The sequence below is a fragment of the Streptosporangium sp. NPDC050148 genome, from assembly GCF_055586505.1.
Genome location: NZ_JBVJIA010000033.1, coordinates 1 through 23,541, shown reverse-complemented (window position 1 = coordinate 23,541; position 23,541 = coordinate 1). Strand labels below are relative to the sequence as shown.

Annotated in this window: 20 protein-coding genes and 3 pseudogenes; 9 read left to right on the top strand and 14 right to left on the bottom strand. The window is 72.8% G+C overall.

Features of this window, described 5'->3' with window-relative positions; translation table 11 throughout:
• The first annotated feature begins 368 nt into the window (after positions 1 to 368).
• Together kynU and ACZ6RT_RS29640 are read left to right on the top strand one after the other, a co-directional pair.
• On the top strand, positions 369 to 1,703 hold the full coding sequence (gene kynU / locus ACZ6RT_RS29645) for a kynureninase (RefSeq protein WP_470157250.1): 1,335 nt from the start codon (positions 369 to 371) through the stop codon (positions 1,701 to 1,703).
• 43 nt (positions 1,704 to 1,746) lie between these two features.
• Positions 1,747 to 3,102: an FAD-dependent oxidoreductase gene (locus tag ACZ6RT_RS29640; protein WP_470157249.1), complete on the top strand. Its 1,356-nt coding sequence runs from the start codon at positions 1,747 to 1,749 to the stop codon at positions 3,100 to 3,102.
• Here the strand turns inward: ACZ6RT_RS29640 and ACZ6RT_RS29635 are convergent.
• Positions 3,083 to 3,769: a helix-turn-helix domain-containing protein gene (locus ACZ6RT_RS29635; RefSeq protein WP_399196454.1), complete on the bottom strand. Its 687-nt coding sequence runs from the start codon at positions 3,767 to 3,769 to the stop codon at positions 3,083 to 3,085. The genes ACZ6RT_RS29640 and ACZ6RT_RS29635 overlap by 20 nt on opposite strands.
• 42 nt (positions 3,770 to 3,811) lie before the next feature.
• On the opposite strand from ACZ6RT_RS29635, the gene ACZ6RT_RS29630 reads away from it, so the two are divergent.
• Positions 3,812 to 5,041: a damage-control phosphatase ARMT1 family protein gene (locus ACZ6RT_RS29630; RefSeq protein ID WP_470157248.1), complete on the top strand. Its 1,230-nt coding sequence runs from the start codon at positions 3,812 to 3,814 to the stop codon at positions 5,039 to 5,041.
• A gap of 34 nt (positions 5,042 to 5,075) precedes the next feature.
• Here the strand turns inward: ACZ6RT_RS29630 and ACZ6RT_RS29625 are convergent, their stop codons facing one another.
• The gene (locus ACZ6RT_RS29625) at positions 5,076 to 5,741 is read right to left on the bottom strand and encodes an AIM24 family protein (RefSeq protein WP_399196450.1); all 666 of its coding nucleotides are present in this window, start codon (positions 5,739 to 5,741) and stop codon (positions 5,076 to 5,078) included.
• A gap of 132 nt (positions 5,742 to 5,873) precedes the next feature.
• On the opposite strand from ACZ6RT_RS29625, the gene ACZ6RT_RS29620 reads away from it, so the two are divergent.
• From ACZ6RT_RS29620 to ACZ6RT_RS29595, 6 genes and pseudogenes are all read left to right on the top strand, one after another.
• On the top strand, positions 5,874 to 6,674 hold the full coding sequence (locus tag ACZ6RT_RS29620; RefSeq protein WP_470157247.1) for a RibD family protein: 801 nt from the start codon (positions 5,874 to 5,876) through the stop codon (positions 6,672 to 6,674).
• Between the two features lie 32 nt (positions 6,675 to 6,706).
• A complete protein-coding gene (locus ACZ6RT_RS29615) occupies positions 6,707 to 7,150 on the top strand; it encodes a cytidine/deoxycytidylate deaminase family protein (protein ID WP_470157246.1) in 444 nt (147 codons plus the stop codon).
• A 346-nt stretch (positions 7,151 to 7,496) separates the two neighbouring features.
• Positions 7,497 to 8,192, top strand: a pseudogene (locus ACZ6RT_RS29610) (glycosyltransferase family 9 protein); the annotation flags it as partial.
• A gap of 465 nt (positions 8,193 to 8,657) precedes the next feature.
• A pseudogene (locus ACZ6RT_RS29605) lies at positions 8,658 to 8,984 on the top strand (glycosyltransferase family 9 protein); the annotation flags it as partial.
• A gap of 79 nt (positions 8,985 to 9,063) precedes the next feature.
• Complete coding sequence (locus ACZ6RT_RS29600; protein ID WP_470157245.1) at positions 9,064 to 10,188, top strand: glycosyltransferase family 9 protein; 1,125 nt, start codon at positions 9,064 to 9,066, stop codon at positions 10,186 to 10,188.
• Positions 10,185 to 10,349 (top strand): annotated as a pseudogene (locus ACZ6RT_RS29595) (NAD-dependent epimerase/dehydratase family protein); the annotation flags it as partial. The gene ACZ6RT_RS29600 and the pseudogene ACZ6RT_RS29595, both read left to right, overlap by 4 nt.
• Before the next feature lie 50 nt (positions 10,350 to 10,399).
• Here the strand turns inward: ACZ6RT_RS29595 and ACZ6RT_RS29590 are convergent.
• The 12 genes from ACZ6RT_RS29590 to ACZ6RT_RS29535 all read right to left on the bottom strand — a co-directional run.
• Positions 10,400 to 11,128, bottom strand: a complete 729-nt coding sequence (locus ACZ6RT_RS29590; protein WP_399196440.1) for a hypothetical protein — start codon at positions 11,126 to 11,128, stop codon at positions 10,400 to 10,402.
• Between the two features lie 178 nt (positions 11,129 to 11,306).
• On the bottom strand, positions 11,307 to 11,843 hold the full coding sequence (locus ACZ6RT_RS29585) for a GNAT family N-acetyltransferase (RefSeq protein ID WP_470157244.1): 537 nt from the start codon (positions 11,841 to 11,843) through the stop codon (positions 11,307 to 11,309).
• A 246-nt stretch (positions 11,844 to 12,089) separates the two neighbouring features.
• Positions 12,090 to 13,277 (bottom strand): ROK family protein, encoded by a 1,188-nt coding sequence (locus ACZ6RT_RS29580; protein ID WP_399196511.1) that lies wholly within the window; start codon positions 13,275 to 13,277, stop codon positions 12,090 to 12,092.
• 410 nt (positions 13,278 to 13,687) lie between these two features.
• A complete protein-coding gene (locus tag ACZ6RT_RS29575) occupies positions 13,688 to 15,268 on the bottom strand; it encodes a hypothetical protein (RefSeq protein WP_470157243.1) in 1,581 nt (526 codons plus the stop codon).
• Between the two features lie 208 nt (positions 15,269 to 15,476).
• Positions 15,477 to 16,982 (bottom strand): S1 family peptidase, encoded by a 1,506-nt coding sequence (locus ACZ6RT_RS29570; RefSeq protein ID WP_399196434.1) that lies wholly within the window; start codon positions 16,980 to 16,982, stop codon positions 15,477 to 15,479.
• A gap of 85 nt (positions 16,983 to 17,067) precedes the next feature.
• Positions 17,068 to 18,027, bottom strand: coding sequence for a LysR family transcriptional regulator (locus tag ACZ6RT_RS29565; protein ID WP_399196432.1), 960 nt, complete (start codon positions 18,025 to 18,027; stop codon positions 17,068 to 17,070).
• 632 nt (positions 18,028 to 18,659) lie between these two features.
• On the bottom strand, positions 18,660 to 19,277 hold the full coding sequence (locus ACZ6RT_RS29560; protein WP_399196430.1) for a P-loop nucleotide/nucleoside kinase family protein: 618 nt from the start codon (positions 19,275 to 19,277) through the stop codon (positions 18,660 to 18,662).
• 7 nt (positions 19,278 to 19,284) lie between these two features.
• Complete coding sequence (locus tag ACZ6RT_RS29555; protein ID WP_470157242.1) at positions 19,285 to 20,106, bottom strand: patatin-like phospholipase family protein; 822 nt, start codon at positions 20,104 to 20,106, stop codon at positions 19,285 to 19,287.
• 19 nt (positions 20,107 to 20,125) lie between these two features.
• Positions 20,126 to 20,962, bottom strand: a complete 837-nt coding sequence (locus tag ACZ6RT_RS29550) for a carbohydrate ABC transporter permease (protein ID WP_470157241.1) — start codon at positions 20,960 to 20,962, stop codon at positions 20,126 to 20,128.
• On the bottom strand, positions 20,959 to 21,903 hold the full coding sequence (locus ACZ6RT_RS29545; RefSeq protein ID WP_470157240.1) for a carbohydrate ABC transporter permease: 945 nt from the start codon (positions 21,901 to 21,903) through the stop codon (positions 20,959 to 20,961). The genes ACZ6RT_RS29550 and ACZ6RT_RS29545 overlap by 4 nt, the downstream gene beginning before the upstream one ends.
• Positions 21,900 to 23,240 carry an extracellular solute-binding protein gene (locus tag ACZ6RT_RS29540; RefSeq protein ID WP_399196422.1) on the bottom strand — a complete coding sequence of 447 codons (1,341 nt, stop codon included), beginning with the start codon at positions 23,238 to 23,240 and terminating at the stop codon, positions 21,900 to 21,902. The genes ACZ6RT_RS29545 and ACZ6RT_RS29540 overlap by 4 nt, the downstream gene beginning before the upstream one ends.
• 4 nt (positions 23,241 to 23,244) lie before the next feature.
• Positions 23,245 to 23,541, bottom strand: a 297-nt coding sequence (locus ACZ6RT_RS29535) for an alpha-L-arabinofuranosidase C-terminal domain-containing protein (protein WP_470157239.1), incomplete at its 5' end; no start/stop codon positions are given.

Sequence of the window (23,541 nt, the reverse complement as noted above, 5' to 3'; positions counted from 1 at the left end):
CCCCACCGGGCCCCAAGAAAGGCTGGGGGGACACCTCGGCGTTCCCCCCCCCCCCCCCCCCCCCCCCCCCCCCCCCCTCCCCCCCTCCCCCCCCCTCCCCCCCCCCCCCCCCCCCCCCCCCAGGACCGAGGACCGGGACCGAGGGCCGGGACCGAGAGCGGGGGCGGGCGGGGTGACCGGATGAGCGGAACGGGTATACCCCTCGCGGGTCCCGTCGCGGGTCCCGGGAGGTGACGCTCCGTCATCTGGAAACCGGATGCCCGCAGAACCTTCCATCCGTAAAGCGAACGCCCCGAATCCTCTCGTACTCCTGATTTCACCTGCGTTCGGCATGAGTGAACATGAAGGGGACGTAAGGAGATGACGCGATGAGCGAGCGCACCGCAGACCCGGCGACCAGGACCGGAGGGCCCGGCGAGCAGGAAGCGCTGGCCGCCGACGCCCGGGACACCACCTGCCGCCGTGCCGAGTTCCTCCTGCCGCCTTCGCCCGCGTCCGCCCGTCACCCCGAGGTCGCCTACTTCGCGGGCAACTCGCTGGGCCTGCAACCCCGCGCCACCCGCGCCGCGGTCCTGGCGGAGCTGGACGACTGGGCGCTGCACGCGGTCGAGGGGCACCACCGGGCGGCCCACCCCTGGCTGCCCTACCACGCGGAACTGCGCGAGGACGCCGCCACGCTGGTGGGCGCCGCCCCCGAGGAGACCGTGGTGATGAACTCCCTCACGGTCAACCTGCACCTGATGATGGCGACGTTCTACCGCCCCGAGGGCGAGCGGACCCGCATCCTCATCGAGGACCACGCCTTCTCCTCCGACAGCTACGCGGTACGCAGCCAGGCCGTCCACCACGGCCTCGACCCCGACGAGACCGTGGTCCGGCTGCGCCCCCGTCCGGGCGAGGACTGCCTGCGCACCGAGGACGTCGTCGACCACCTGGCCCGCGAGGGGCACCGGGTGGCGCTCGTCCTGCTGGGCGGGGTCAACTACCTGACCGGCGAGTTCCTCGACATCCCCGCCATCACCGCCGCCGGGCGCGCGGCCGGGTGCCGGGTGGGCTGGGACCTGGCGCACGCGGTCGGCAACGTGCCGCTCGCCCTGCACGACTGGGACGTGGACTTCGCGGCCTGGTGCTCGTACAAGTACCTCAACGCCGGGCCCGGAGCCGTCGCGGGCTGCTTCGTGCACCGGCGCCACGTGACCGACCCGGATCTGCCCCGGCTGGCCGGGTGGTGGAGCACCGAGCAGGCGACCCGCTTCGAGATGCGGCCCGAGCTGGTGCCCGTCCCCACGGCCGACGCCTGGCAGATCTCCAACCCGCCGATCCTGTCCATGGCCCCGGTCCGGGTCTCGCTGCGGATGTTCGCCGAGACCGGGATGGCCCGGCTGCGCGAACGCAGCCTGGCGCTGACCGGGTACCTGGAGACGCTGCTCACCGAGGTGGTCCGGGACCGCCCGCTGGAGATCGTCACCCCCGCCGACCCGGCCCGGCGCGGCGCCCAGCTCTCCCTGCGGGTGGGCGGGGGCGCAGGGAGTGGCGCCGCCGACGCCGCCGGTCTCGCCGACCGGCTGCACCGGGTGCACGGCGTCCTGGCCGACGTGCGCCGCCCGGACGTCGTCCGTCTGGCCCCGGTGCCCATGTACTCCACGTTCCACGACTGCTGGCGGGCGGCCGACGCGCTCGCCGCGGAGGTGAGCCCGTCATGAGGTGCCCGCTCAGGTCCCGTACGAGGTCCCGCGGGGGGTCGTCATGAGGTCCGAGGAGGTCGCCGTGGTCGGTGCCGGGCTGGTCGGCTGCCTGACGGCCTGCTACCTGGCCCGGCGCGGCCACCGCGTCGTGCTGTACGAGCGCAGGCCCGACCCGCGCTCGGCGGCGCCGGAACGCGGGCGCTCGATCAACCTGGCCATCTCCGAGCGGGGGATCGACGCGCTGCGCCGGATCGGGCTGGACCGGACCGTGCTGGAGACCGCGCTGCCGATGTCCGGCCGGATGATGCACGCCCCCGACGGCACGCTCGGCTTCCAGTCCTACAGCGCCGGAGGGGAGCGGGCGATCAACTCCATCAGCCGCTCCGACCTCAACCGCACCCTGCTGGAGGCGGCCCTGGGCATGCCCGGCGTCCAGGCCCTGTTCGAACACCGGCTGACCGGGCTCGACGCCGACTCCGGCCGGATGGAGTTCGACACGCCCGGCGGCCCGGTCACCCGTACCGCCACGGTCGTGCTCGCCGCCGACGGCGCCTACAGCGCGGTCCGCGAGCGGCTGCGGCTCCTCGGCGGCGTCGAGGTCACCCAGGACCACCTCGACTACGGCTACAAGGAGCTGACGATCCCCGCGCGCGACGGCGAGTTCGCCCTCGACCCGGGCGCGCTGCACATCTGGCCGCGCGGCAAGGCCATGATGATCGCGCTTCCCAACCCCGACCGGTCGTTCACCTGCACGCTGTTCTGGCCCCGGAGCGGGCCCGGCAGCTTCGAGGAGCTGGACACCGCCGAGCGGTTCGAGGAGTTCTTCGCCGCCGTCTACCCCGACGCCCGCGCGCTGATGCCCGACCTCGCGGACGACTACGCCTGCAACCCGATCGGGCGCCTGGTCACCGTACGGGCCCGGCCCTGGCACGTGCGCGGCGCCGGCGCGGTGACCGGGCTGCTCGGCGACGCGGCCCACGCCATCGTGCCCTTCTACGGCCAGGGCGCCAACTGCGGCTTCGAGGACTGCGTGGAGCTCGACCGCTGCCTGGAGGAGACCGGCGACGACTTCCCCGCGGCCCTGGCCCTGTACGGGAGCCGCCGCAAGGAGCACGCCGACACCATCGCCGAGCTCGCCCTGGAGAACTTCGTCGAGATGCGCGACAGGGTCGCCTCCCGGTCGTTCCTGCTGCGCAAGCGCCTCGAACACGGCCTGGAGCGGCTGCTGCCCGGCCGCTACGTCTCCCGCTACGAGCTCGTGTCGTTCAGCACGGTGCCCTACGCCGAGGTCAGGCGGCGCATCGCCCGCCAGAACCGGGCGGTCGCGGCCGTGGTGCTCGGCACGGCGCTCGGCGTGCCGGTCGCGGCGGCGGTGACCGCCGGGCTGCTGCGGCGCCTCAGAAGAGGCGGGGCGTGACCACGGACACGACCGTGGTGACCCGGTCGGTGTCGTTGAACATGCTGTGCGGGACGGTCGACCTCAGGTGGACGCTGTCGCCCGGGTGAAGCCGGTGCTCGACGCCGTCGACCTCGTACAGCAGCTCGCCCTCCAGGACGAAGGCGAACTCCTCGCCGGCGTGGCCGTAGGAGTTCTCCCGCCTGCCGCCGGGCGCGATGTGCACCAGCAGCGGTTCGAGCACCAGGTTCGGGCCCCTGGCCGAGAGCATGCGGTAGGTCTGCTGGCCCGAGATGTACTCGGTGGCGGCCGTGCTGGAGCGGGTGAGGGTGAAGTGACTCGGCAGCGGTGAGGCCGGTGCCCGCCGGTCCTCCTCCGTGCCCTCCTCGGCCGGGGCGTCGTTGAAGAACTCCGCCACGCTCCGGTCCAGCGCCGTGGCCACGCTGTTGAGCGCGGTCAGGCCGATCGAGGAGATGCCCCGCTCGACCTGCGAGAGAAACCCGATCGAGAGCCCGGAATGGGTGGCCAGACCGCGTAGTGTCAGACCGCGCTCCTTGCGGAACTGCCGCATCCGGGCTCCGACGGCGTCGTGGCGGTCCAGCTCCATCCCGCCCCGGCGCTCCGATGTGCCCACCTGCGGCTCCCCTCCGTCGAGCGGCGTGGCCGCCTGTTCGCTGTAGCTAAACATATTTCACAGCAAGAGTCCTCGCGCGTCAAAAGGGAGTGGGAAATGGCAGACGGTGATGTCGGCGGTGTCGGCGGTGCCGGTCATGTCCGGCAGCGGCCCGGGGGCCTCCCGGCACCGTACGAGCCGCCGGAGTTGCTGAGCGACGTCCCCGGTTCCTTCACCTGGCGGGTGCTGCACGAGCGGCACCCCTCCCTGATCGCCAGGGTCCGCGAGGCCACCCCGTACGACGCCCGCCGCAACCGGGCGCTGGACGCGCTCCTGGAGGAGATCGAGGGGGTCATGGCGCCGCCGGAGGACTCCGCGCACGACCGCGACCTCTGGGAGAGCTGGGACCGCGGCCACCTCGGGCGGCGCTGGGACGAGGTGCCGTTCCTGTGGGCGGAGGGCTACTTCTACCGCAGGCTGCTGTCGGCGGTCGGCTACTTCGAGCCGGGGCCGTGGCGCGGCGTGGACCCGTTCGAGCCCTTCAAGCAGGCCGAGCTGGCGGGCGAGGCCGTCGACGAGGAGCTCCGCGAGCTCCGCGAGCTCGACGCCCTGGCCGATGTGCCCACCGGGGAGCGGGACCAGGCGCTGATCCTCAGGGCGCTGTGGGGCAACCGGGCCGACCTGGTCTTCCGGATCTCGGCCGGACCCGACCTCGCCGACCGGGAGGCCGGGCTGGTGGCCGACGACAGCGCGCTGCTGTGGTCGCTGGCCGGAACCGGACGGGTCTGCCTGGTCGCCGACAACGCCGGGAGCGAACTGCTCCCCGACCTCGTCCTGATCGACCACCTGCTGCACGCCCGCGGGACGGGCCAGGTGATCCTGCACGTCAAGCCCCTGCCGTACTACGTGTCCGACGCCACCGTGACCGACGTCCTGGCCTGCCTGCGGCGCATGGCGGCCGCGGGCGGCGAGGCGGGACGGGTCGCGGACAGGCTGCGGGCCGCGGTCGGGGCGGACCGGCTGGTCCTGCGGGCGCACGCCTTCTCCTGCGCGCCGCTGCCCTACCGCGAGATGCCGGCCGGCATGCGCGACGACTTCGCCTCCGCGTCGTTGACGATCATGAAGGGCGACCTGAACTACCGCCGCCTCGTCGGGGACCGGGCCTGGCCGCACACCACCCCGTTCGCCGAGGCCACCGCGTACTTCCCCGGCCCGGTCGCGGCGCTGCGCACCCTGAAGTCCGAGGTCGCGGTCGGCCTGACCGGCGGGACGGTCGAGGCCCTGGAGCGGACGGGCCGCCCCTGGCTGACCACCGGCACCCACGCGCTGATCCAGGCCAGGGCCTGAGGGCCGGGACCGCGGGGCGGGGCTCGCTCAAGGCTCAGCCGGAGGACTGGGGAAGGATCGGCCCCTCGCTCGCCTGGACGAGGACGAACCCCTGCCCCCGGAACGCGAGCTGCGCGGCCTCGCCGCTCCCGCGCCCGATGAGCGCTCCCATCTTCATGGTGCGGTTGACGCTCACCTGAAGCCCGGCGCTCCAGCAGACCGCGGACTGGCCGTCGGCGAAGGTCGGCGCGTGGGAGGTGTCGAGCAGCACCGGGGCGCCGTGCGCCGTGACGGCCACCCAGCCGGTCCCGGTGATCGTGGTGTTGAACAGGCCGCCCGTCGCGATGCCCGCGCCCTGCACGCGCTGGATGTCCCAGGTGAGCTGCGGGTCGAAGGCGAGCAGGTTGGAGCCGTTGACGGTGATCGCCTCGTTCTCCAGGTAGAACAGGTGCACGTCGTCGGCGTTGTAGGCGATGAAGAGGGCTCCCTGGCCGCGGACGCGCATCAGCGGCGCGCCCTCGCCGGTGACCATCTTCTTCAGCATCCGGCCGACCCCGCCCCCCGCGTAGTCGAACTCCATCTGCCCCTGGAAGGCGACCATCGACCCCTGCCGGGCCATCACCTCCCCGTTCAGCTCCACCCGCAGCATCTTGCCGTTCTGCAGCGTGAAGTGGCCGGGGAAGTGGCCGTGCTCGAGATTTCCGAAGAACGAACTGCGCACGGAGGATGCCTCTCAGCGTCGGGGACGTCGCACCCTGAACGACGAATCCGGCCGCCCAGGAGTTCCCCGGCGGTTGTTACCATCGGCCGGTGGCCGGCGCGGGGAGCCGGTGCCACGACCCCGGAGGAGAGCGTGGACGAGCGTCCGTACGTGCTGCTGAGCTGTGCGATGTCCGTCGACGGCTACATCGACGACGGCACGCCGCGGCGGCTCCTGCTCTCCAACGACGAGGACTTCGACCGGGTGGACGCGGTCCGCGCGACCTGCGACGCGATCCTGGTCGGCGCGGAGACCGTACGGCGTGACGATCCCCGGCTGCTGGTCCGGTCGCCCGAGCGCAGGCAGGAGCGGGTCGCGCGCGGCCTGCCGCCGTCGCCCGCGAAGGTGACGCTGACGGCCACCGGCGACCTGAACCCCTCCGCCGCCTTCTTCACGGCCGGTGACGCGCCCAGGATCGTGTACGCGGCCTCCCCGGCCGTGGCGGGTCTCACCGGCCGCCTGCACGACGCGACCGTCGGGGGTCCGGGGGGCACCGGGGTTTCCGGGCCGTCCGGAGATGCCGGGACCTCCAGGGACCTCAGGGGCTCCGGGGCCTTCGGAGCCTTCGGAGCCTTCGGGGCCTTCGGGGCCTTCGGGGCCGAGGTGGTCGACGCGGGGGACCCGATCGTGCTCGGCCGCGTTCTCGCCGACCTGTACGGGCGGGGGGTGCGCCGCCTCATGGTCGAGGGCGGCACGTCGGTGCACACCCGCTTCCTGCGGGAGGACCTCGTCGACGAGCTGCACCTCGCCGTCGCGCCGTTCTTCGTCGGCGACCCCGCCGCCCCGCGTTTCGTCGGGGACGGGCCCTTCCCGCGCGACGGCCGCCGCAGGATGAAGACGGCCGAGGTCCGCGCCATGGGTGACGTCACCCTGATCCGCTACCTGCTGACCTGATCCGGCCTGCCGTGCACAGGGGGGAGAAGCGCATGAACGACCGCGACTGGCTGGGGCTGGCGTGCGACCTGGCGAGGCTGTGCCCGCCCTCGGAGACGGCCTTCTCGGTGGGGGCCGTGGTGGTCTCCGCGCGAGGGGAGGAGCTCGCCCGCGGGTACTCCCGGGAGACCGACCCGCACGTGCACGCCGAGGAGGCGGCCCTCGCCAAGCTCGACCCGGACGATCCCCGGCTGGCCGGCGCCACGGTCTACAGCAGCCTGGAGCCGTGCAGCGCGCGCAGGTCCCGCCCGAAGACCTGTACCCGCCTGATCCTGGAGAGCGGCGCGGGCCGGGTGGTGATGGCCTGGCGCGAGCCGCTGCTCTTCGTCGACTGCCACGGGGCCGAGGAACTGGCGGCGGCCGGGGTGACGGTGCTGGAGATCCCCGAGCTTGCGGAGCGCGCCCGCGAGCCCAACGCCCACCTCGTCACCGGCTGACCGATCCCGGACGAGGGAGCCGGCCCGGTTCCGATGGACACGTCCGGTCCGGGGGGTGCCCACACCCGACCGGTTCGGGCGCGTCCCTGCGCGTCCCTGCGCGTCCGGCGGTGATGGTACCCGAGCGAAGGATGAGATAACCGTCAAAGTAGTCACTTATAGTGATAAAGACGACCGCTTAATGCCTTTAACTGCCTCTATATGCGATTTTTCGGTTTGAAGAACGCTGCTCTCGGTAGTCAGTAGGTATCGAGCGAGAGGCCGGCGCCATGAGATTTCCCGGTGTAGAGGCGATCTTCCGCGTTCCGCCGGCCGCCTCCGTGGACGACACGGAGACGGACCCGCGGTGAGCGGCACCGTTCTCGTCGCCCGCCTGGACAACGCCGGAGACGTCCTGCTGGCGGGACCCGCGATCCGGGCGGTGGCGGCGGGCGCGCGAGAGGTCGTGCTGCTGACCGGGCCCTACGGCAGGGAAGCGGCCCGCCTGCTGCCCGGCGTCTCGCGGACGGTGGAGTGGCGCGCCCCGTGGATCGAGCCGGCCGCGCCGCCCGTGACCGGACCGTCCGCACCGTCCGTGCCGCCCGTGACCGGGCCGCACGTGCTGAGGCTGCTGCGGATGGTCCGGGACGTGGCCCCCGACCAGGCGTTGATCCTCACCTCGGCCCACGAGTCCCCGCTGCCGCTGGCCCTGCTGCTCAGGCTGGCGGGCGCGTTCAGGATCACCGCGGCCTCCGCCGACCAGGTCGGCTCGCTGCTCGACGTACGGCACGTCGCCGACGAGGGTGTGGACGTGCCCGAGGCCGAACGCATGCTCGCCCTGGCGCGGTCCGCGGGGTTCGACCTCCCTCCGGGGGACGACGGGCGCCTCGCCGTACGGCACCCGCTGCCGGAGGTCGGTCACCTCACCGGGCCACCGGGCTACGTGGCCGTCCACCCCGGCGTCTCCTGTCCCGCCAGGGCGTGGCCGGTGGAGAGCTGGGCGCGTACCGTCCAGGACCTCGCACGCTCGGGGCACAGGGTCGTGGTGACCGGCGGCGTCGACGAGCGGGTGCTCACCGCGCGGCTCGCCTCCGGGGCCGGCCAGCACGGCCTGTCTCCCGGCCCGGTCTTCGCGGGCGGCTGGACGAGGGGCGGGCCCGGGGACGCGTGCGGTCCTGAACGGGACGAGCCCGCCCGTACCGGCGGGTGGGCGGGCCGCCATGTCGAGACGGGGGTCGACGGCTGGATCGACGGCTGGAGCGACGGCGAGCTCGTCGCGCCGGACCGCGCGGGCGGCGCGACCGGCACCGGTGGCACGAACGGCGCGACCGGCACCGGCGGCGCAGGTGGCCGGGGTGGCGGGGGTGGCGCGGGTGACGTCAACGGCACGGGTGGCGCCGCAGGCGTCAACGGCGGGGGTGGCGTCAACGGCGCGGGTGGCGCCGGAGGCGTGAACCGCGCGGCCGGTCCCGGATCGCCGGTGCCGCCCGCCGGTTGGCCGGCCGGGGCCTCGGGGAGGTCCGTGACCGACCTGGGAGGCCGCACGACCTTCGCCGAACTGGCCGCGGTGCTCGCCGGGGCGTGCGTCGTGGTCGCCGCCGACAGCGGCCCGGCCCACCTCGCGGCGGCGGTCGGCACGCCCGTGGTCAGCCTGTTCGCCCCCGTGGTCCCGGCCGGACGCTGGGCGCCGTACGGGGTCCCGGTGGTGGTCCTCGGGGACCAGCGGGCGCCCTGCCGGGGCACCCGCGCCGCCGTCTGCCCGGTCCCGGGGCATCCGTGCCTGTCGTCGGTGGCGAGTGCACGGGTCGTCGAGGCGGTCGACCGCCTGACGTTCGCGAAGGAGAGCGTGACATGACGTTCACGAAGGAGACCATGATCATGAGGACCGTGACATGAGGGCGCGGACATGAAGGCCCGGACATGAAGGCCCGGACATGAGCGCCGACCCCGCGCCGGAACAGGCGGACCCTCTCCCGGCCGATGCCGGGACACCGGAGGAGGACGTGCCCGTCGCGGGCCCGGCGGACTCGGAGGCTTCGACGGCTTCGGTGGCCCCGGCGGCTTCGGCGGCCCTGGCGGTTTCGGCGATCCCGGCCGCCCCGGTGGCCCTGACCGTCCCGGCCGACCGGCCGGTCATGGTGGTGCTGCGCGGCCTGGGCATGGGCGACCTGCTCACCGCCGTGCCCGCGCTGCGCGCCCTGCGGCGCTCCCATCCCGGCCACCGGATCGTGCTGGCCGTACCCTCCGCCCTGGCACCCCTGGTGCCGCTGATCGGCGCGGTGGACGAGATCTGCGACGTCGCCGGTCCCGGTCACGTCCCGCCGCTCGGCCGGAGCGTGGACGTCGCCGTCAACCTGTACGGCGGCGGCCCGCACGGGGTCGCCGCGCTGTACCGCACCGGTCCGGCCCGGTTGCTCACCCACGCGCACCCGGCCTTTCCCACCGTGCCCGGACCGCCCTGGCAGGACGGCGTGCACGAGGTGAAGCGCTGGTGCGACCTGCTCGGCTGGTACGGCATCCCGGCCGACCCGGCGGATCTGGCCCTGGAGCGCCCCGCCCGCGCCGAGGGGGAGTCCCGGCCGGTCGTCGTGCATCCCGGTGCCGCCTACCCGGCCAGACGCTGGCCACCGGAACGGTTCGCGCTGGTCGCCGCGGCACTGCGGGAGGACGGCCACGAGGTGGTCGTCACCGGCGGCGCCAGGGAGCGCGACCTGGCCGAACGGGTGGCGCTGCTCGCGCGGCTGCCGTCCTCGTGCGTGCTCGCCGGGCGTACCGGGCCGCTGGAACTGGCCACGCTGGTGGCCGGGGCGTGCCTGGTGATCTGCGGGGACACCGGGGTCGCCCACCTGGCGACCGCGTTCGCCACCCCGTCCGTGGTGATGTTCGGCCCGGTCCCGCCCACGCTCTGGGGACCCCCGCCGACGGGACCGCACGTCGTGCTCTGGGCGGGCGGCCAGGGGGACCCGTACGCGTACCGGCCCGACCAGGGGTTGCTGGAGATCGGTGTGCGGGACGTCCTCGGCGCCGCGGAACGCCTGCTGGAGATGAGCGTACGGTGAGCGCCCGACGGGTGGTGGTCACCGGGGGCGCCGGGTTCCTCGGCTCGCACCTGTGCGAACGCCTCGTCCGTGAAGGGGCGGAGGTGGTCTGCCTGGACAACTTCCTGACCGGCTCGTCCCGTAACGTCCGGCACCTGAGCGGGTCGCCCGGGTTCCGGATCGGCAACCCGACGGAGCTGACCGTGCCGGCCCCCCGCTGAGACGGTGGGGGTCAGGTCCGGCCGTGGGCGTCGGCGCGGACGAGGCGCAGGAACGCCTTGAGCCCGGTGATGACCTCGTGGTTGTCGGTGAGACCGTCCACGGTGTCCTCGAAACGCCGGGCGAGCCCGGTGATCCTGCGGTCCAGGGCCTCGTCACCGTCGCGCAGGGCGGCCCGGAGCGACTCGGCGTCCCGGTGGAGCCGCTCGGAGGTCTCGTTCAGCGCGGCCACCTCGGCGGTCAGTCCGTCCACCCTGGCCACGAGCGAGACGACGTCCTCGCGGGGATGCCGGGCCTCGCTCATCAGCGTGCCGACCCGCTCGCGCAGGTGTGACAGGTAGGCGCCCGCCGGGCGGAAGAACGTGCTCAGCAGGTAGAAACCGGCGAAGTAGTAGCCCACCGATGCGCCGGAGAAGTAGGTGATGACCGCCAGGACCAGTGCCGAGACGAGGTGGCCGCCGACGGCGAACCGGAGCATCCGCCGGGCGATCTCCAGGGCCTCGGCCTCGTGCCCGGCGGGCACCTCGATGCCGCGCTCCCGGGACACGCCGATCTCGTGCACCACCTGCCGTGCCCCGAAGTAGAGGTTCCACGGCAGGGTGAGGAGCACGACCAGCCAGATCAGACTGATCGCGCCGAGTCCCAGGGACAGGAACGTGGACAGCGGGACGTCGGCGTACACGAGGAGCCACGCGGCGACCACCGTGCCGACGAGGGCGACCAGAAAAATCCACCATTTCATGATCAGAGCATTTCGAAGATCGCGAAGTCCCGGGAGAGGCCGGGCACTCAGCCACGCCTGAGCACCGCTACTCAGATCCGCCCGCCCGTGCTCCGTCCCGCCCCGGCCGTCCTCGCCCCGGCCATTGTCGTCCCGGTCGTTCTCGGCCGGAGCGTCCCCGGCCGCGTCGGATCCGCGATCAGTGCGGTTCCGGGCGTCCGGTCTCCGGGGCCCGGGGCTCGTCCCGGTCCGATCTCCAGACGACCTCGCCGTCCACCCTGCCGGGGGTCGGTACCAGGCCCGCGCGGCGCGCCACCGCCGACGAGGCGGCGTGATCGGGATGGACGGTGGCGACGACGGTGGCCGTACCGCGGTCCCTGAGCCAGCCGACGAGCGCGACGGCCGCCTCCCCGGCGATGCCCCGGCCCTGCCACGGCGTCCCCACCACCCAGGCCACGGCCGCTCGGTCACGGGTGACGGTCGCCTGGACGTGGCCGACCAGCCGGTCCGGGCCGTCGAGGCGGATCACCCAGTTGAGCCACGACTCCGCGTGGCCGGGGGGCGGGCCCGCGACCAGGCGGGCGTACCGCTCGCGGAGCCGTTCGGGAGTCTCCGGAGAGCCCCCGATGAAGGTGTGCAGGGCCGGATCGCAGAGCACCTCGGCCATCTCGGCCGCGTGGTGCACCGCAAGGGGTTCGAGCGTGAGCCGGGCGGTCCTGATGGGTTCGGCGTCCATGGTCGGACGAGTGTCCCACGGGCGCCGCCGGGCGGTCCTCAGGCGAGGCGGTGACCTTGCCCCCGGTCCTGGCCCCCTCGGTCTCGCGTGGAGCCCAGGGGGCCTCCTGAGGTGCGCGAAGGCCGCGGTGGTCGTGGTGACCGCCCGAGCGGGCCGAAATGCGGTCAGGTGGTGGTCGTGGATCGTCCGAGCGCGGCCGCGCGGTCAGATGGTGGTCGTGGATCGTCCGAGCATGGCCGCGCGCGGTCAGGTGGTGGTGATGGACCGGTCGACGCTGCCCGGTGCCAGGACGTGCTCGATGACCATGACCGCGGCGCCGATCATGCCCGCACGGTCGCCCAGCTCGCTGGCGGTGATCGTCAGGTGCTGGGTGGCCAGCGGCAGCGACCGGCTGTAGATGACCTCGCGCAGGCCCGCGAGCACCTGCTCCCCGGCCTCGGAGATGTCGCCGCCGACGACTATCACCGCGGGGTTGAAGAAGTTGACGATCGAGGCGAGCACGTCGCCGACCTCGCGGCCCGCCTGCCTGATCAGCTGGACCGCCTGGGTGTTGCCGGCCCGTACCAGGCGGACCACGTCGCGGCTGTCCTCGGCGTCCACTCCCTCAGCGCGGAGCCGGGTGGCCATGGCGGCGCCGCCGGCGACGGCCTCCAGGCAGCCGACGTTGCCGCAGCGGCAGACGGTGTCGAGCCCGGAGGCCACCCGGATGTGACCGATGTCGCCGGCCGCGCCCTGGGCGCCCCGGTGCAGGCGGCGGTCGCTGATGATGCCGCAGCCGATACCGGTGCCGATCTTTATGAAGATGAGGTGGTCGGCCTCGGGGCGGGCCGCCCAGTGCTCGCCGAGCGCCATGATGTTCACGTCGTTGTCGACGAGGACGGGGGCGCCGAGGCGTGAGCCGAGCCACTCCGGGACGGGGAAACCGTCCCAGCCCGGCATTATGGGTGGGTTGACCGGGCGTCCTGAGCCGTACTCGACCGGGCCCGGGAGGCCGACGCCGACGCCGCAGACCTGGTCGAGGCGGTGGCCGGTCCCGGCGAGCATGTCCTCGAAGGTGTGCTGCAGCCAGCCGAGGGTCTCCTCGGGGCCGCGGTCTATGGGCATCTCGACCGCGCGTTCGGCCAGGACGGTGGTGCCGAGGTCGGTGATCGCGACCCGGGCGTGGGTGGCGCCCAGGTCGGCGGCGAGGACCACGCGGGCGGTGCGGTTGAACGTGAAGGCGATGGCGGGACGCCCCCCGGAGGAGATGGCCTCCTCGGTCGGCACGATCCACTCCAGGCTCACCAGCGCGTCGAGCCGCTGGGCGAGGGTGGACCTGGCCAGCCCGGTCAGCTGGACCAGCTCGGCGCGGGTCCGGGCCCGGCCGTCGCGCAGGATGTTCAGAAGCGCCCCGGCCCCGGCGATCGAGCCGTTCGCCTCGTTGATCATGCGCACAGTCAACACCTCTCGTCTCCACCGCCGAGAGACTTACGTCCTTCGACGGCTCCATTATGCCCAGCGAAGAGTTACTTCTGACCGGGCGTCGACGTAAGAGGTGTCCGCTCCGGGTGATTCGGTCTTTTCTACACCTTTTCGGCCATAGGGGTGGGGGCGCCGGGTCGTTCAGGGACACCGGGGCATTCGGGGACACCGGGCCGTCGGGAGCGTGCGGGCCGTCGGGAGCGTGCGGACCGCCGGGGCCATCGAATCGTCGGGCCGTCAGGTCGCCGGGACGGTGGGAGGGTCGTCGGGGCCGTGCGGGCGAGGGCCGTCGGGTCCCCAGTGTCCTCAGTGTCCTCAGTGTCCTCGGGGTGCTCGGGGTGCTCGGAGGGCTCGGCGGGGCCGCGCTCCCGGCACGCCGTGGCTCAGTCCTCCGCGCCCCCTCCCGCGGCGCCTGGGGTGCCCGGGGTGCCGGGCGCGCGCCGGGGGCGGCGGAAGAACGCGGCCACCTCGTAGGGATCGACGGGGTCGGTGAGCAGGCCGAGCATCTCCTCCCGGCGTTCCGGGTCGACCTTGAACGGGTGGCCGAACACGTGCGGGCCCGCGCCGTCGCTCAGCAGCCGGGTCAGCATCAGGTCGCCGGGCAGCGCCTGACCCGCCAACAGCTCGTCGGCCAGTGTCACCCGCTCCCCACCGGCCGCCCCGGCGGCATCCCCGGCGGCGTCCGTGCCGCTTCGGGAGGGGCCGGTGCCCGCGGACGGGTCGTTCCCCGACGGGACGTGCTCGGACGGGCCGTTCCCGGGCCCGGTGACCGCGGCCACGGTGATCTCGTCCCCGGACACGTCCAGGACCTCCCACAGGCGCAGCGGCGTCCGCCGCCAGGACTCCAGGAGGCTCACCTCGTCCTCGCGCAGCCAGTCCCCTCGCGCGGCCAGGAACTCGCCGACGACGTCGTTCTCGAACAATGCCAGGTCCGCCAGGGCGGGCTCGGCCACCCGGACGCTCAACCCGATCAGGTCCTCGATCAGCCGCCTGCGGGCCGGGCGGTAGGCGTACACGAGCAGCTGGCGGAACAGGTGCGCGGCCCGCTCGGGCAGCGGGGCGCCCGGGTCGGTGCGGCACGCGGCGTACTCGGCCGCGTCGCGCTCGGCCGGCTCCAGGCCGGGGGAGAGGAAGAGCACCTCGGAGATCAGCCCGGCGGCCTCGAACGAGCGGCCCTCGCCCTCGGCCGACCTGGCGACCAGCAGCAGCGCGGCCGGTTCGGTACGGGGCAGCGCCTCGGCCACGGCCGGGGCGAGCGGCTCGCGCTCCACCTCGTCGGCGATCCTGGCGAGCACCGTCTCCGACCGGGACAGGTAGGTGACGGCCTTGGACAGGTCGGCGCCCTCGCCGTAGGTGCGCAGCGCGCTGCGCACCAGGGCCAGCCTGATGATGTCCAGGGGCGCGAGGTCGGCGACCGACGCCACGTCCCACGGCGCGCCGACGATGCCCACCCGGCCGTCGCGCAGCTCCAGCGAGGCGTTGCGCAGCAGCGGGGCCAGCGGCGGCAGCGGGTCGGCGAAGGTCTCGGGTGCCTTCATCAGCAGCTCCAGGACCACGACGTCGACCGGCACGCCGGGGCTGGGCTCCAGGCCCTCGGCGAAGGCGCGCAGCGCGTCGAGCGCCTGCTCGCCGAACGCCTGGACGACCCGCATCGCCCGTTCGGCCGGGACGTCCTCCAGCCCGGCCACGGACACCTCCAGGGCGCCGCCGCGCAGGCGCAGCGCGACCACCTGCCCGGGCTCCACCCCGTCCAGCCAGCCGTCGGGCCCGGTCAGCGCGGGCTCGCCGGTGTCGATCGAGGTACGGACCCGGCCGCCCCGGGCCAGCGGCACGCCGTCACCGTCGGCCAGCCGCGCCCACAGCCTCAGGTCGTCGGAGGCCGGAAGCACCCCGCTCGCCAGTTCTGCCCGGGTGACGAGGTGCGTCAGCACCGCGCCCTCGCTCAACGTCAGAAGGTCGCTCATCCCCTCATTGTTCTCGACGTCCCGGCACGGCGATGCCGCCCTCCCCCCTTTCGGAGCCCGTGCGCTCCGGGAAGGGGGAAGGGCGGCCAGGGGGTGCGGCCCGGGGGCCGGGGCCGCCGGGACCGGCCCGGAGGTTCTCGGGCCCGGGGCCGATCCCGGCGGGTCGGGTGACGTCCGCGTGCTCATGGCCCCGGCCGGGGCCGTTCCCCTACGGCCTGGTCAGGCCGAGGGTGTACGAGCCGGAGCCGCTGTAGGCGTGCACCCGCACCCGGTAGGTGCCCGCGGTGCCGTTGTAGGTGAACGCCTCGTCGGGGCCGGAGCTGGTCCCGCTGGCCACGGTGGTCCAGGTGGAGCCGCTCAGCCTCTGCAGGTAGGCGTCGTAGTCGGTGCCGTTGGGGGCGTCCAGGCAGACGCGGTGGACGCCCGCCGCGGCGCTGTAGCCGGCGGTGCCGGGCTGGTAGGCGTTGGCGTTGGAGGTCAGCGAGCCGGTGTAGGTGTTGGTGTAACCGGTGCAGCCGGTGGGCGGCGGGTTGGTGCCGCTGGTCACCAGGGTGAGCCCGTACACCGAGAGGATCTCGTTGATCGGCTGGTGGTAGGTCGTGCCGCCGGAGGTGCAGTTGCCCGAGCCGCCGGAGGTGACGCCCTGGGCCTGGGTGCCGGAGATGTAGGAGCCTCCGGAGTCGCCGGGCTCGGCGCAGACGGTGGTGCGGGTCAGGCCCGTGATCGTGCCCTCGGGGTAGGTCACGCTGGTGTTGTGCTGGCTGATGGTGCCGCAGCGGTACTGGGTGGTGGAGCCCGAGCGGCAGATGGAGCTGCCCACGACCTGCTGGGTGGAGCCGTTCACCGGCAGGATGCCCGCGCTGTAGCCGTTCACCACGCCGGTGGGCGTCCAGTTGGCGTTGACCGCGACCCACGCGTAGTCGTTGCCCGGGAAGGAGGAACCCTGGAAGGTGCCCTGGGCGACGCGGTTGAAGCCCTGGGTGGCGGTGCCGACGTCACCGCAGTGACCGGCGGTGGCGAAGCCGCCCTGGCTGCCGCGGGTGACCGAGAAGCCGACCGAGCACCGGCCGCCCATGTAGTAGGCGTCACCGCCGCGGACGTCGTACAGCGGCGTGGGCTTCTCCTGCGAGGCCTCGACGCGGACCAGCGAGGCGTCCACGCCGCTGCCGTTCACGAAGGCCTGGGCCTCGGCGACGTCGCCCGCCAGCACGACGACGCTGTTGGTGCGCACGTCGACGTACCAGGAGGGGATGGACTTCGGCGCGCTGCTCACGAGCCCGTCGAGGGTGGCCTTGGCCGCCTCCAGCGTGGCCAGGGAGTTCTTGAAGAGCTTGACCTCCGCGCCGGACTTCGCCAGGGAGGCGACCTTGGTGGAGTCGCTGGTGGCGACGACCAGTTCCGAGGTGGGGCCGTTCACCCATGCCCCGGCGTAGGCGGCACCGAGCTGTCCGCGCAGGGCGGGCTCGATCTTGGCCGCGGCGGCCTCGTTGATCAGTCGGGCGGCGGCCTGCTCGCCCGTGCCGCCGAGGTCGCGCCGGATGGCGTCGAGCAGTCCGGGGGAGGGCTTGGCCGCGGTCGCCGCCACCTTGGCGCGGGCCTCGGCGAAGGTGTAGGGGGTCGCGGCCTCGCCCGGACCCTGCTGGGCCAGGGCGGGGGCGGCCACCAGTGTGAGGGCGAGCGCGAAGCCCGCCGTCACGGCACTTCTGCGGAGCATTGGTTCTCTCCTTGCGTGGGGGGTCCCGTCACGGTAACGGTCCGTCCGCAAGGGAGGGCTCTACCAAATGTCCCCTATCGTCACGTTATGGAGCGGTGCCCAGTCCCGGGTTGTCGACCAGCCATTCGGCGTACCTTCTGCTCCGCCCGACCGCGTCGGAGTGCGCGGCCTTGGCGTGCTCGAGGATCGACGCCGCGACCGCGGCGCTGGAGGACTCCGGGTGCCAGCCGAACAGCTGCCGCCAGCGCAGCGGGGCACCGGCGATCGGCACCAGCCGCAGCCCTTCGGCGGGCTGGAAGGTCCCCTGGCACAGGGCGGCGGCACGGCCCACCTTGGCGAGGTGCATGCAGGTGGCCACGTCGGTCTCGTAGATGGTCCGGGGGGTGAACCCGGCGCGGGCGCAGGCCGTGGCGAAGCAGTCGCCGAAGCAGCTGTCGCCCGGGGTGACCGTCCACTGCTCGTCGGCCAGCTCGGCCAGCTCCACCTCCTTCCTGTCCACCAGCGGATGGTCCTCGTTGAGCAGCACGAAGACCGGGTCGATGCCCACCGTCGACCACACCACCGGCCCCTCCACCGGAGGCGGGCTCATCCCGCAGGCCCCGATGAAGGCGAAGTCGATCCGGCCGAGCATCACCATGGTGGTGAGCTCCTTGGCCGACCAGGAGGTGTGGGTGCTGACCGGGGTGTTGGGCCAGGCGGTGGCGAGGCGGTCCATCAGGCCGCCCAGGATCGGCCCGTTGGTGGCGCCCAGCCGGTAGCTGGGAACGTCGGAGTTCGCGTTGGCGAACCTGAGTGCCTCCTCCTGGAGTTCACGGGCGGCGGGCAGCAGCACCATCGCCCTGGACAGCACCAGCTCCCCCAGGGGCGTGGGCCGTGCGCCGTTGTGGTCGCGTTCGAAGAGAGCTCCCCCGAGCACACGCTCTATCCGTTTGAGTTGCGCGGTCAGTGCGGGTTGTGCAAGTCCGAGGTGAGTGGCGGCCTTGGTGACGCTACCCGCCTGGGCCACCGCGCGCACGATCTTGAGATGCCGGAGCTCGAGATCCATACCGGGAACGTAAGGCCGCAACGTTATGGCCGCAATGCCAACATGTCATGAAATATGACTCAATTTTGTCGAATCGTTCCAATGGCTGTTGCGGGTGAGAGGGACGCCCGGTTTCGGACAGCCTTTTTATCCTCATCTGAGGCTGAATATCCGTTCCGTCCCTTGTGAGAGGCGAGATTCCCCCTTCCTTACCACTCGTTTCCGGGATCCGGGATTCACCGATGTTTCGGTCAGCCCGACGACCCCTATCTCAGCATGCGAGATATATCCCGCCGGCCCTCGCCGGGGAGGACCCGCGATGACCGGAAAGGAGCCGCTGAGCGGCCGGTACGGGGGCGCCGGGGCGGTGCGGGGGAGGGGCCGGGACGCCCTCGGGTGACGCACCGTGACACCGGGCGACGGGAGGTGACGACGGCCGTGAGGAGCGACGGCGCGGCGACGGGACGGGACGACGGCACAAGATGTCGGCACGGGACGTCGGCACGGGACGCGCGGTGCCGGACGGTGCTCGTGGGCGGCCGGGCCCGCGTGGGGCGGAGGACAGGGAAGTGTGCGGGTACGGGACAGGGGTTCCGGGCGGGGGCGCGGTTATGATCCGCCGATGGACGTGGCCGCGCTCACCTGTCTCGCGCTCACCTTTCCGGGAGGCCCGGATCCGTTCGGCCCGGTGGCCTCCCCGGGACGACGAGCCGGCGCAGCTGCGCGGCGAGAGGGGGCGCGCCGGGACGGTTGTCGATCTCGTCGTGCGGGACGACGGGCGGCTCGTCCACCCTGATGGCCCGCAGGTACTCCTCGAAGCGGCCGAGCTTGCCCGCGTCCCTGGCCAGCCCCCTGGCCTCCAGCCGGGAACGCAGGGCCGGGCCGTCCGAGCGGACCCAGAGCAGGCGCACCACGGGCCCGCCCAGGTGCTCGACCCAGCGCTCCCAGACGGCCCCGTCGTGCACCTGGGTGGTGAAGGGGCCCTCCAGCAGCACCGGGCAGCCGTGCGAGCGGATCTGCCGGGCGAGCCCGGTCAGACCCTCGTACTCGTACCTCTTGACGTGCTCGTCGTACCAGGGGCCCTCGCGCTCGCCCTCGTCACGGCCGTGGGCCCGCAGGGTGGCCGCCACGAAACCGCCGTAGACGGTGTCCTTGTCGAGCAGGGCCGGGACCGGGTCCAGCAGCGCCAGCAGCGCCGCCGCCACGGTCGACTTCCCGGCCCCCGGCGGGCCGCTCACCACCCACAGCGCCGCCGGCCGTCCCCCGTCCATGCCGTCCTCAGCTCTTCCAGACCTCGGCCACGCTCCCGGCGACGCCGGACGCCTGGGCGAGACCGGCCTCGAAGGCCGGGCGCCACAGGGCAGGGTCGAGGACGTCGGCGCCGAACACGGCGATCGCCGCCTCGTCGGGGCCGACGTGCGCGACCCGGGCGTCGCCCAGCTCGGCGACCTCGGCCTCGAAGCGGGCCCTGGGCGAGACGTGCGCCAGCGGCTCCAGGATGACGACGACGGAGCTGCCCGCGGCCAGGTCGACGTTGCTCGCCGAGCGCACCCCGCCGTCCATGTAGCGGCGCCCGTTGATCTCCACCGGCGGGAACACGCACGGCACCGCGCAGCTGGAGGCGACGGCCGAGACCAGCGGTGCCCCGGAGTCGCGGTCCCAGACCGTGAACTCGCCGGTCCCGGCGTCGACCGCGGTGATGAGCAGGCGGCGCGACGGCCACTCCTTGACGGGCAGCCGGTCGCCGATCGTCTCGATCCTGGCACCGGTGTCCGGCACGGCCAGCGCGAGCTCGCCGACCCGGCGCCGGGCCTCCTGCGGTTCCAGGGTCGGGTCGTAGAGCAGGCTGAAGGCGGCCATGACCGCCTCCATGTCCACCGCCGAGGCGGTCGTGGTCTCCGGCCGCGCCGGCCCGCCGACCGCGGCCTCCAGGTCGGCCCCGGTGGCGAGGAGGGTCCCCACCACCGATCCGGCCGAGGTCCCGACCACCAGGTCGGCCTCTCCCAGGTCCACGCCCGCCCGGCGCAGGCCCGTGATGACCCCGGCCTCCCAGGCGATGCCCGCCACTCCTCCGCCACCCAGCACCAGTGCTCTCGTCATGCGCCCTATTCTTACCTGTTCATCCCTTAAGGCCGGAACGAGAGATGCCCTCGATGACCCAGCGCTGGGCGACGAGATAGATCAGGATCACCGGGATGCTCGCGATCACCGCCCCGGCCATCAGCAGGTCGTAGCGGATGCTGTTGGCGCTCTGGAAGTTGCCCAGGCCCGCGGGCAGGGTCAGGGACTCGGGACTGAGCAGCACGAAGATCGGCCACAGGAAGTCGTTCCAGTTGGTCAGGAACGACAGCAGGAACAGCGTGGCCAGCGCCGGGCGGGCCAGCGGGAGCGCGATGGTGGTGAAGATCTGCCACCGGTTGCAGCCGTCCAGCTCGGCGGCCTCCTCCAGCTCCCCGGGCAGGGTGATGAAGAACTGCCGCAGGAAGAACACGCCGAACGCCCCCGCCGCCGCCGGGACGATCACCGCGGGCAGGCTGTCCACCCAGGCGAACTCGTTGACGATCAGGAAGTTGGGGATCAGCAGCACCACCGGCGGCACGAACAGGGTCGCCACGACCGTCGCGAAGATCGTGTTCCGGCCGCGGAAGCGGAGCCGGGCCAGCGCGTACGCGGCCGGTGCGGCGGTCACCAGGACCAGGGCCGCGTGGCCGGTGGCGGCGGCGAGGCTGTTGAGGAACCACGTCATGATCGGGCTGTCGGCGCTGCCGAGCAACTGCCGGTAGGCGTCCAGCGAGATCGGGTCGGGGATCCACTGCGGCTCGGTGGAGCCGGCCGCCTCGCGGGTCTTGAACGAGGTGACGAACATGTAGACCAGCGGGCTCAGGTACAGCGCCGCGATCACCGCCAGGACCAGGTGCAGCAGGGCGCGCCGCAGCCTTCGGGTGTCGGTGGTCATCGCGTGCTCCTGTCTCTGAAGGCGCCGAAGACCAGGGCGCTGGCCACCATCAGGAACGCGGCGAGGATGAAGCTCATCGCGGACGCGGTGCCCATGTCGAACTGGCGCAGACCGGTCTCGGCGATGAGGTAGATCGCGGTCTTCGTCTGGTCGGCGGGCGCCCCGCGGGTGATGATGTAGGACTGGCCGAACATGTTGGCCGAGGCCAGGATCGTGGCGTTGACCACGAACACCGTGACCGGCCGCAGCCCCGGCAGGGTGACCGAGCGGAACCGGTGCCAGGCGGAGGCGCCGTCGACCATCGCGGCCTCGTGCAGCTCGCGCGGGATGTCCTGCAGCCCGGCCAGGAAGATGACCGAGTTCAGGCCGAGCGTCCACCAGACCGTCACGCCCACCAGGGCGATCCAGGCGGGCACCACGTCGTTGGTCCACTGCACGTTCAGGCCGAGGTAGTGGTTGACCAGGCCGATGTTGCCGTCCAGCAGGAACTGCCAGACGAACCCGACGACCGCCACGCCCAGCACGTACGGCGCGAAGTAGACGGCGCGGTAGACGTTGCGTCCCGCGAAGCGGCCGTTCATCAGCAGCGCGGTGAGCAGCGGCAGCACGATGAGCAGCGGCACCGACGCGACCGTGAAGATGCCGGTGGCCTTCATGGCCGTCCAGAACCGCGAGCCGTCCACGCTGTCGGGGTCGAACAGCTCGACGTAGTTCTCCAGCCCGACGAACGGCTTGTCCGGGAGGTTGATGTCCCACTCGTGCAGGCTGGTCCAGAACCCGAAGCCGATCGGCAGCAGCATGAAGACGGCGAAGAGCGCCAGGTAGGGGGCGAGGAACGCGTACGGCGTCCACGCCCGCATTCTGCGTGTGCTCCCGGCCTTGGCGGGCCGGTCCGGTCCGGCGGTGCCGGACCGGCCTATCTCCTCGGTGAGGAGGCTCACTTCTCGTACTTCCGCTTGTTGGCGGCGAGCAGCTTGTCGGCGGACGCCACGCCCTCCTTCAGCGCGTCGGCCGGGGACGCCTGCTTCAGCACGGCCTTGGCGATGGCGAGCTCCAGCGCCTTGGACTGCACGTCGCCGACGCCGGGCAGCGGCGGCAGGAAGCGGAAGATGTTCACGTCGGAGGCCAGCCTGATCTGCGGCAGGTCGGCGATCGCCGGGTCCTGGCGGGCGGAGTTGCGCGCCGGGATCATCCCGGCCTTGGCCCACTCGGTCGACTGGCGGCTGATGTGGTCGATGAAGAACTTGGCCGCCTGGACCTTGTTCGGGTCCTTGCCCGCCTGGGAGGTCATCACGAAGTTGTGCGAGGAGGCCCACGCAGCGGCCGTGCCGCCGATGTTCGGGATGGGGGACATGCCCCACTTCAGCGACTTGGCGTTGGTCTTCAGGTCGTTGATCTGCCAGATGCCGTCCCAGGTGAAGCTGACCTTGTCGTTCTTGAAGGCGGCGTACTGGCTGTCCTGGGCGACCTTGGCCGGGCTGAAGCCCTTGTCGATCTGCTCGACCATCCAGCCCAGGGCCTTGGCCCCCGCGTCGGAGCCCCACAGCGCCTTCGCGCCGTCCTCGCTGTAGAGCTCGCCGCCGAACTGCCACAGCAGGGTCATGAACATCAGGTGGGCCGGCCACTTGCTGGGCATCCAGAACGGGTGCTCGATCCCGGCCTGCTTCAGCTTGCCCAGGGCCTCCTCGTACCCGGCCTTGTCGGACGGGGCCTCGCTGAGGTCGATCTTCTCCAGGTGGGAGGTGTTCCAGTAGTCGGCCAGGCTGTGCACGTCCAGCGGGACGCTGTAGCGCTTGCCCTCGTAGATCCCGGCGTTCCACACCGCGGGGATGAAGTCGGCCTCGCTGAGCTGCAGCGCGCCGACCACGTCGTCCAGCGGGATCAGCGTCTGCCGGGTGGCGAAGGTGCCGATCCAGTCGTTGTGGATGACCGCCACGTCCGGGCCCTTGCCCGCGGTGATGGCCGTCGGCATGGCCGGGTACAGGTCCTCCCAGCGCCGGGTGACGTTGCGGACCTCGATGCGGCCGGCGTACTCCTTGTTGAACGCCTCCAGCATGGTCCGCATGTGCGGGCCGTCACCGCCGGTGAAGCCGTTCCAGTAGTCCAGCGTCACCTTGGGGCCGGAGTACTCCCCGCCGGCGAAGGTCGGCGCGGCCGAGGCCGGCGAGGAGGCGCCGGATCCGATCTTGGTACCGCCGCCGCAGGCGGCCAGCGCGGCGGTGAGGCCGGCGGCGCCGGTCAGGCCCATGAACGAGCGGCGGGACAGGGGACTGGTCATGTTCTTACTCCTGGGGGGAAGAGGGAGCGAAACGGACGATGTTCCACGAGACGGGTGAGAGGTCCAGGAAGGCGCTGCGGCCCTCCAGGCGCGCGCCCGCGCCGGGCCGGGGCACGACGCGGTCGGGCGCCTCGGCGGTGTTGACGGCCGAGGGGTCGTCGTCGGCGAGTTCGATGTGCTCCACCGGCCGCAGACCCTCGGGCAGTGTGAGCTCCAGCTCGCAGGGGCGGTGCCGGTCGCGGTTGACCACGAACAGGGCCAGCTCGCCGGTCTCCTCGTCGTGCGTGGCGGTCGCCCAGAT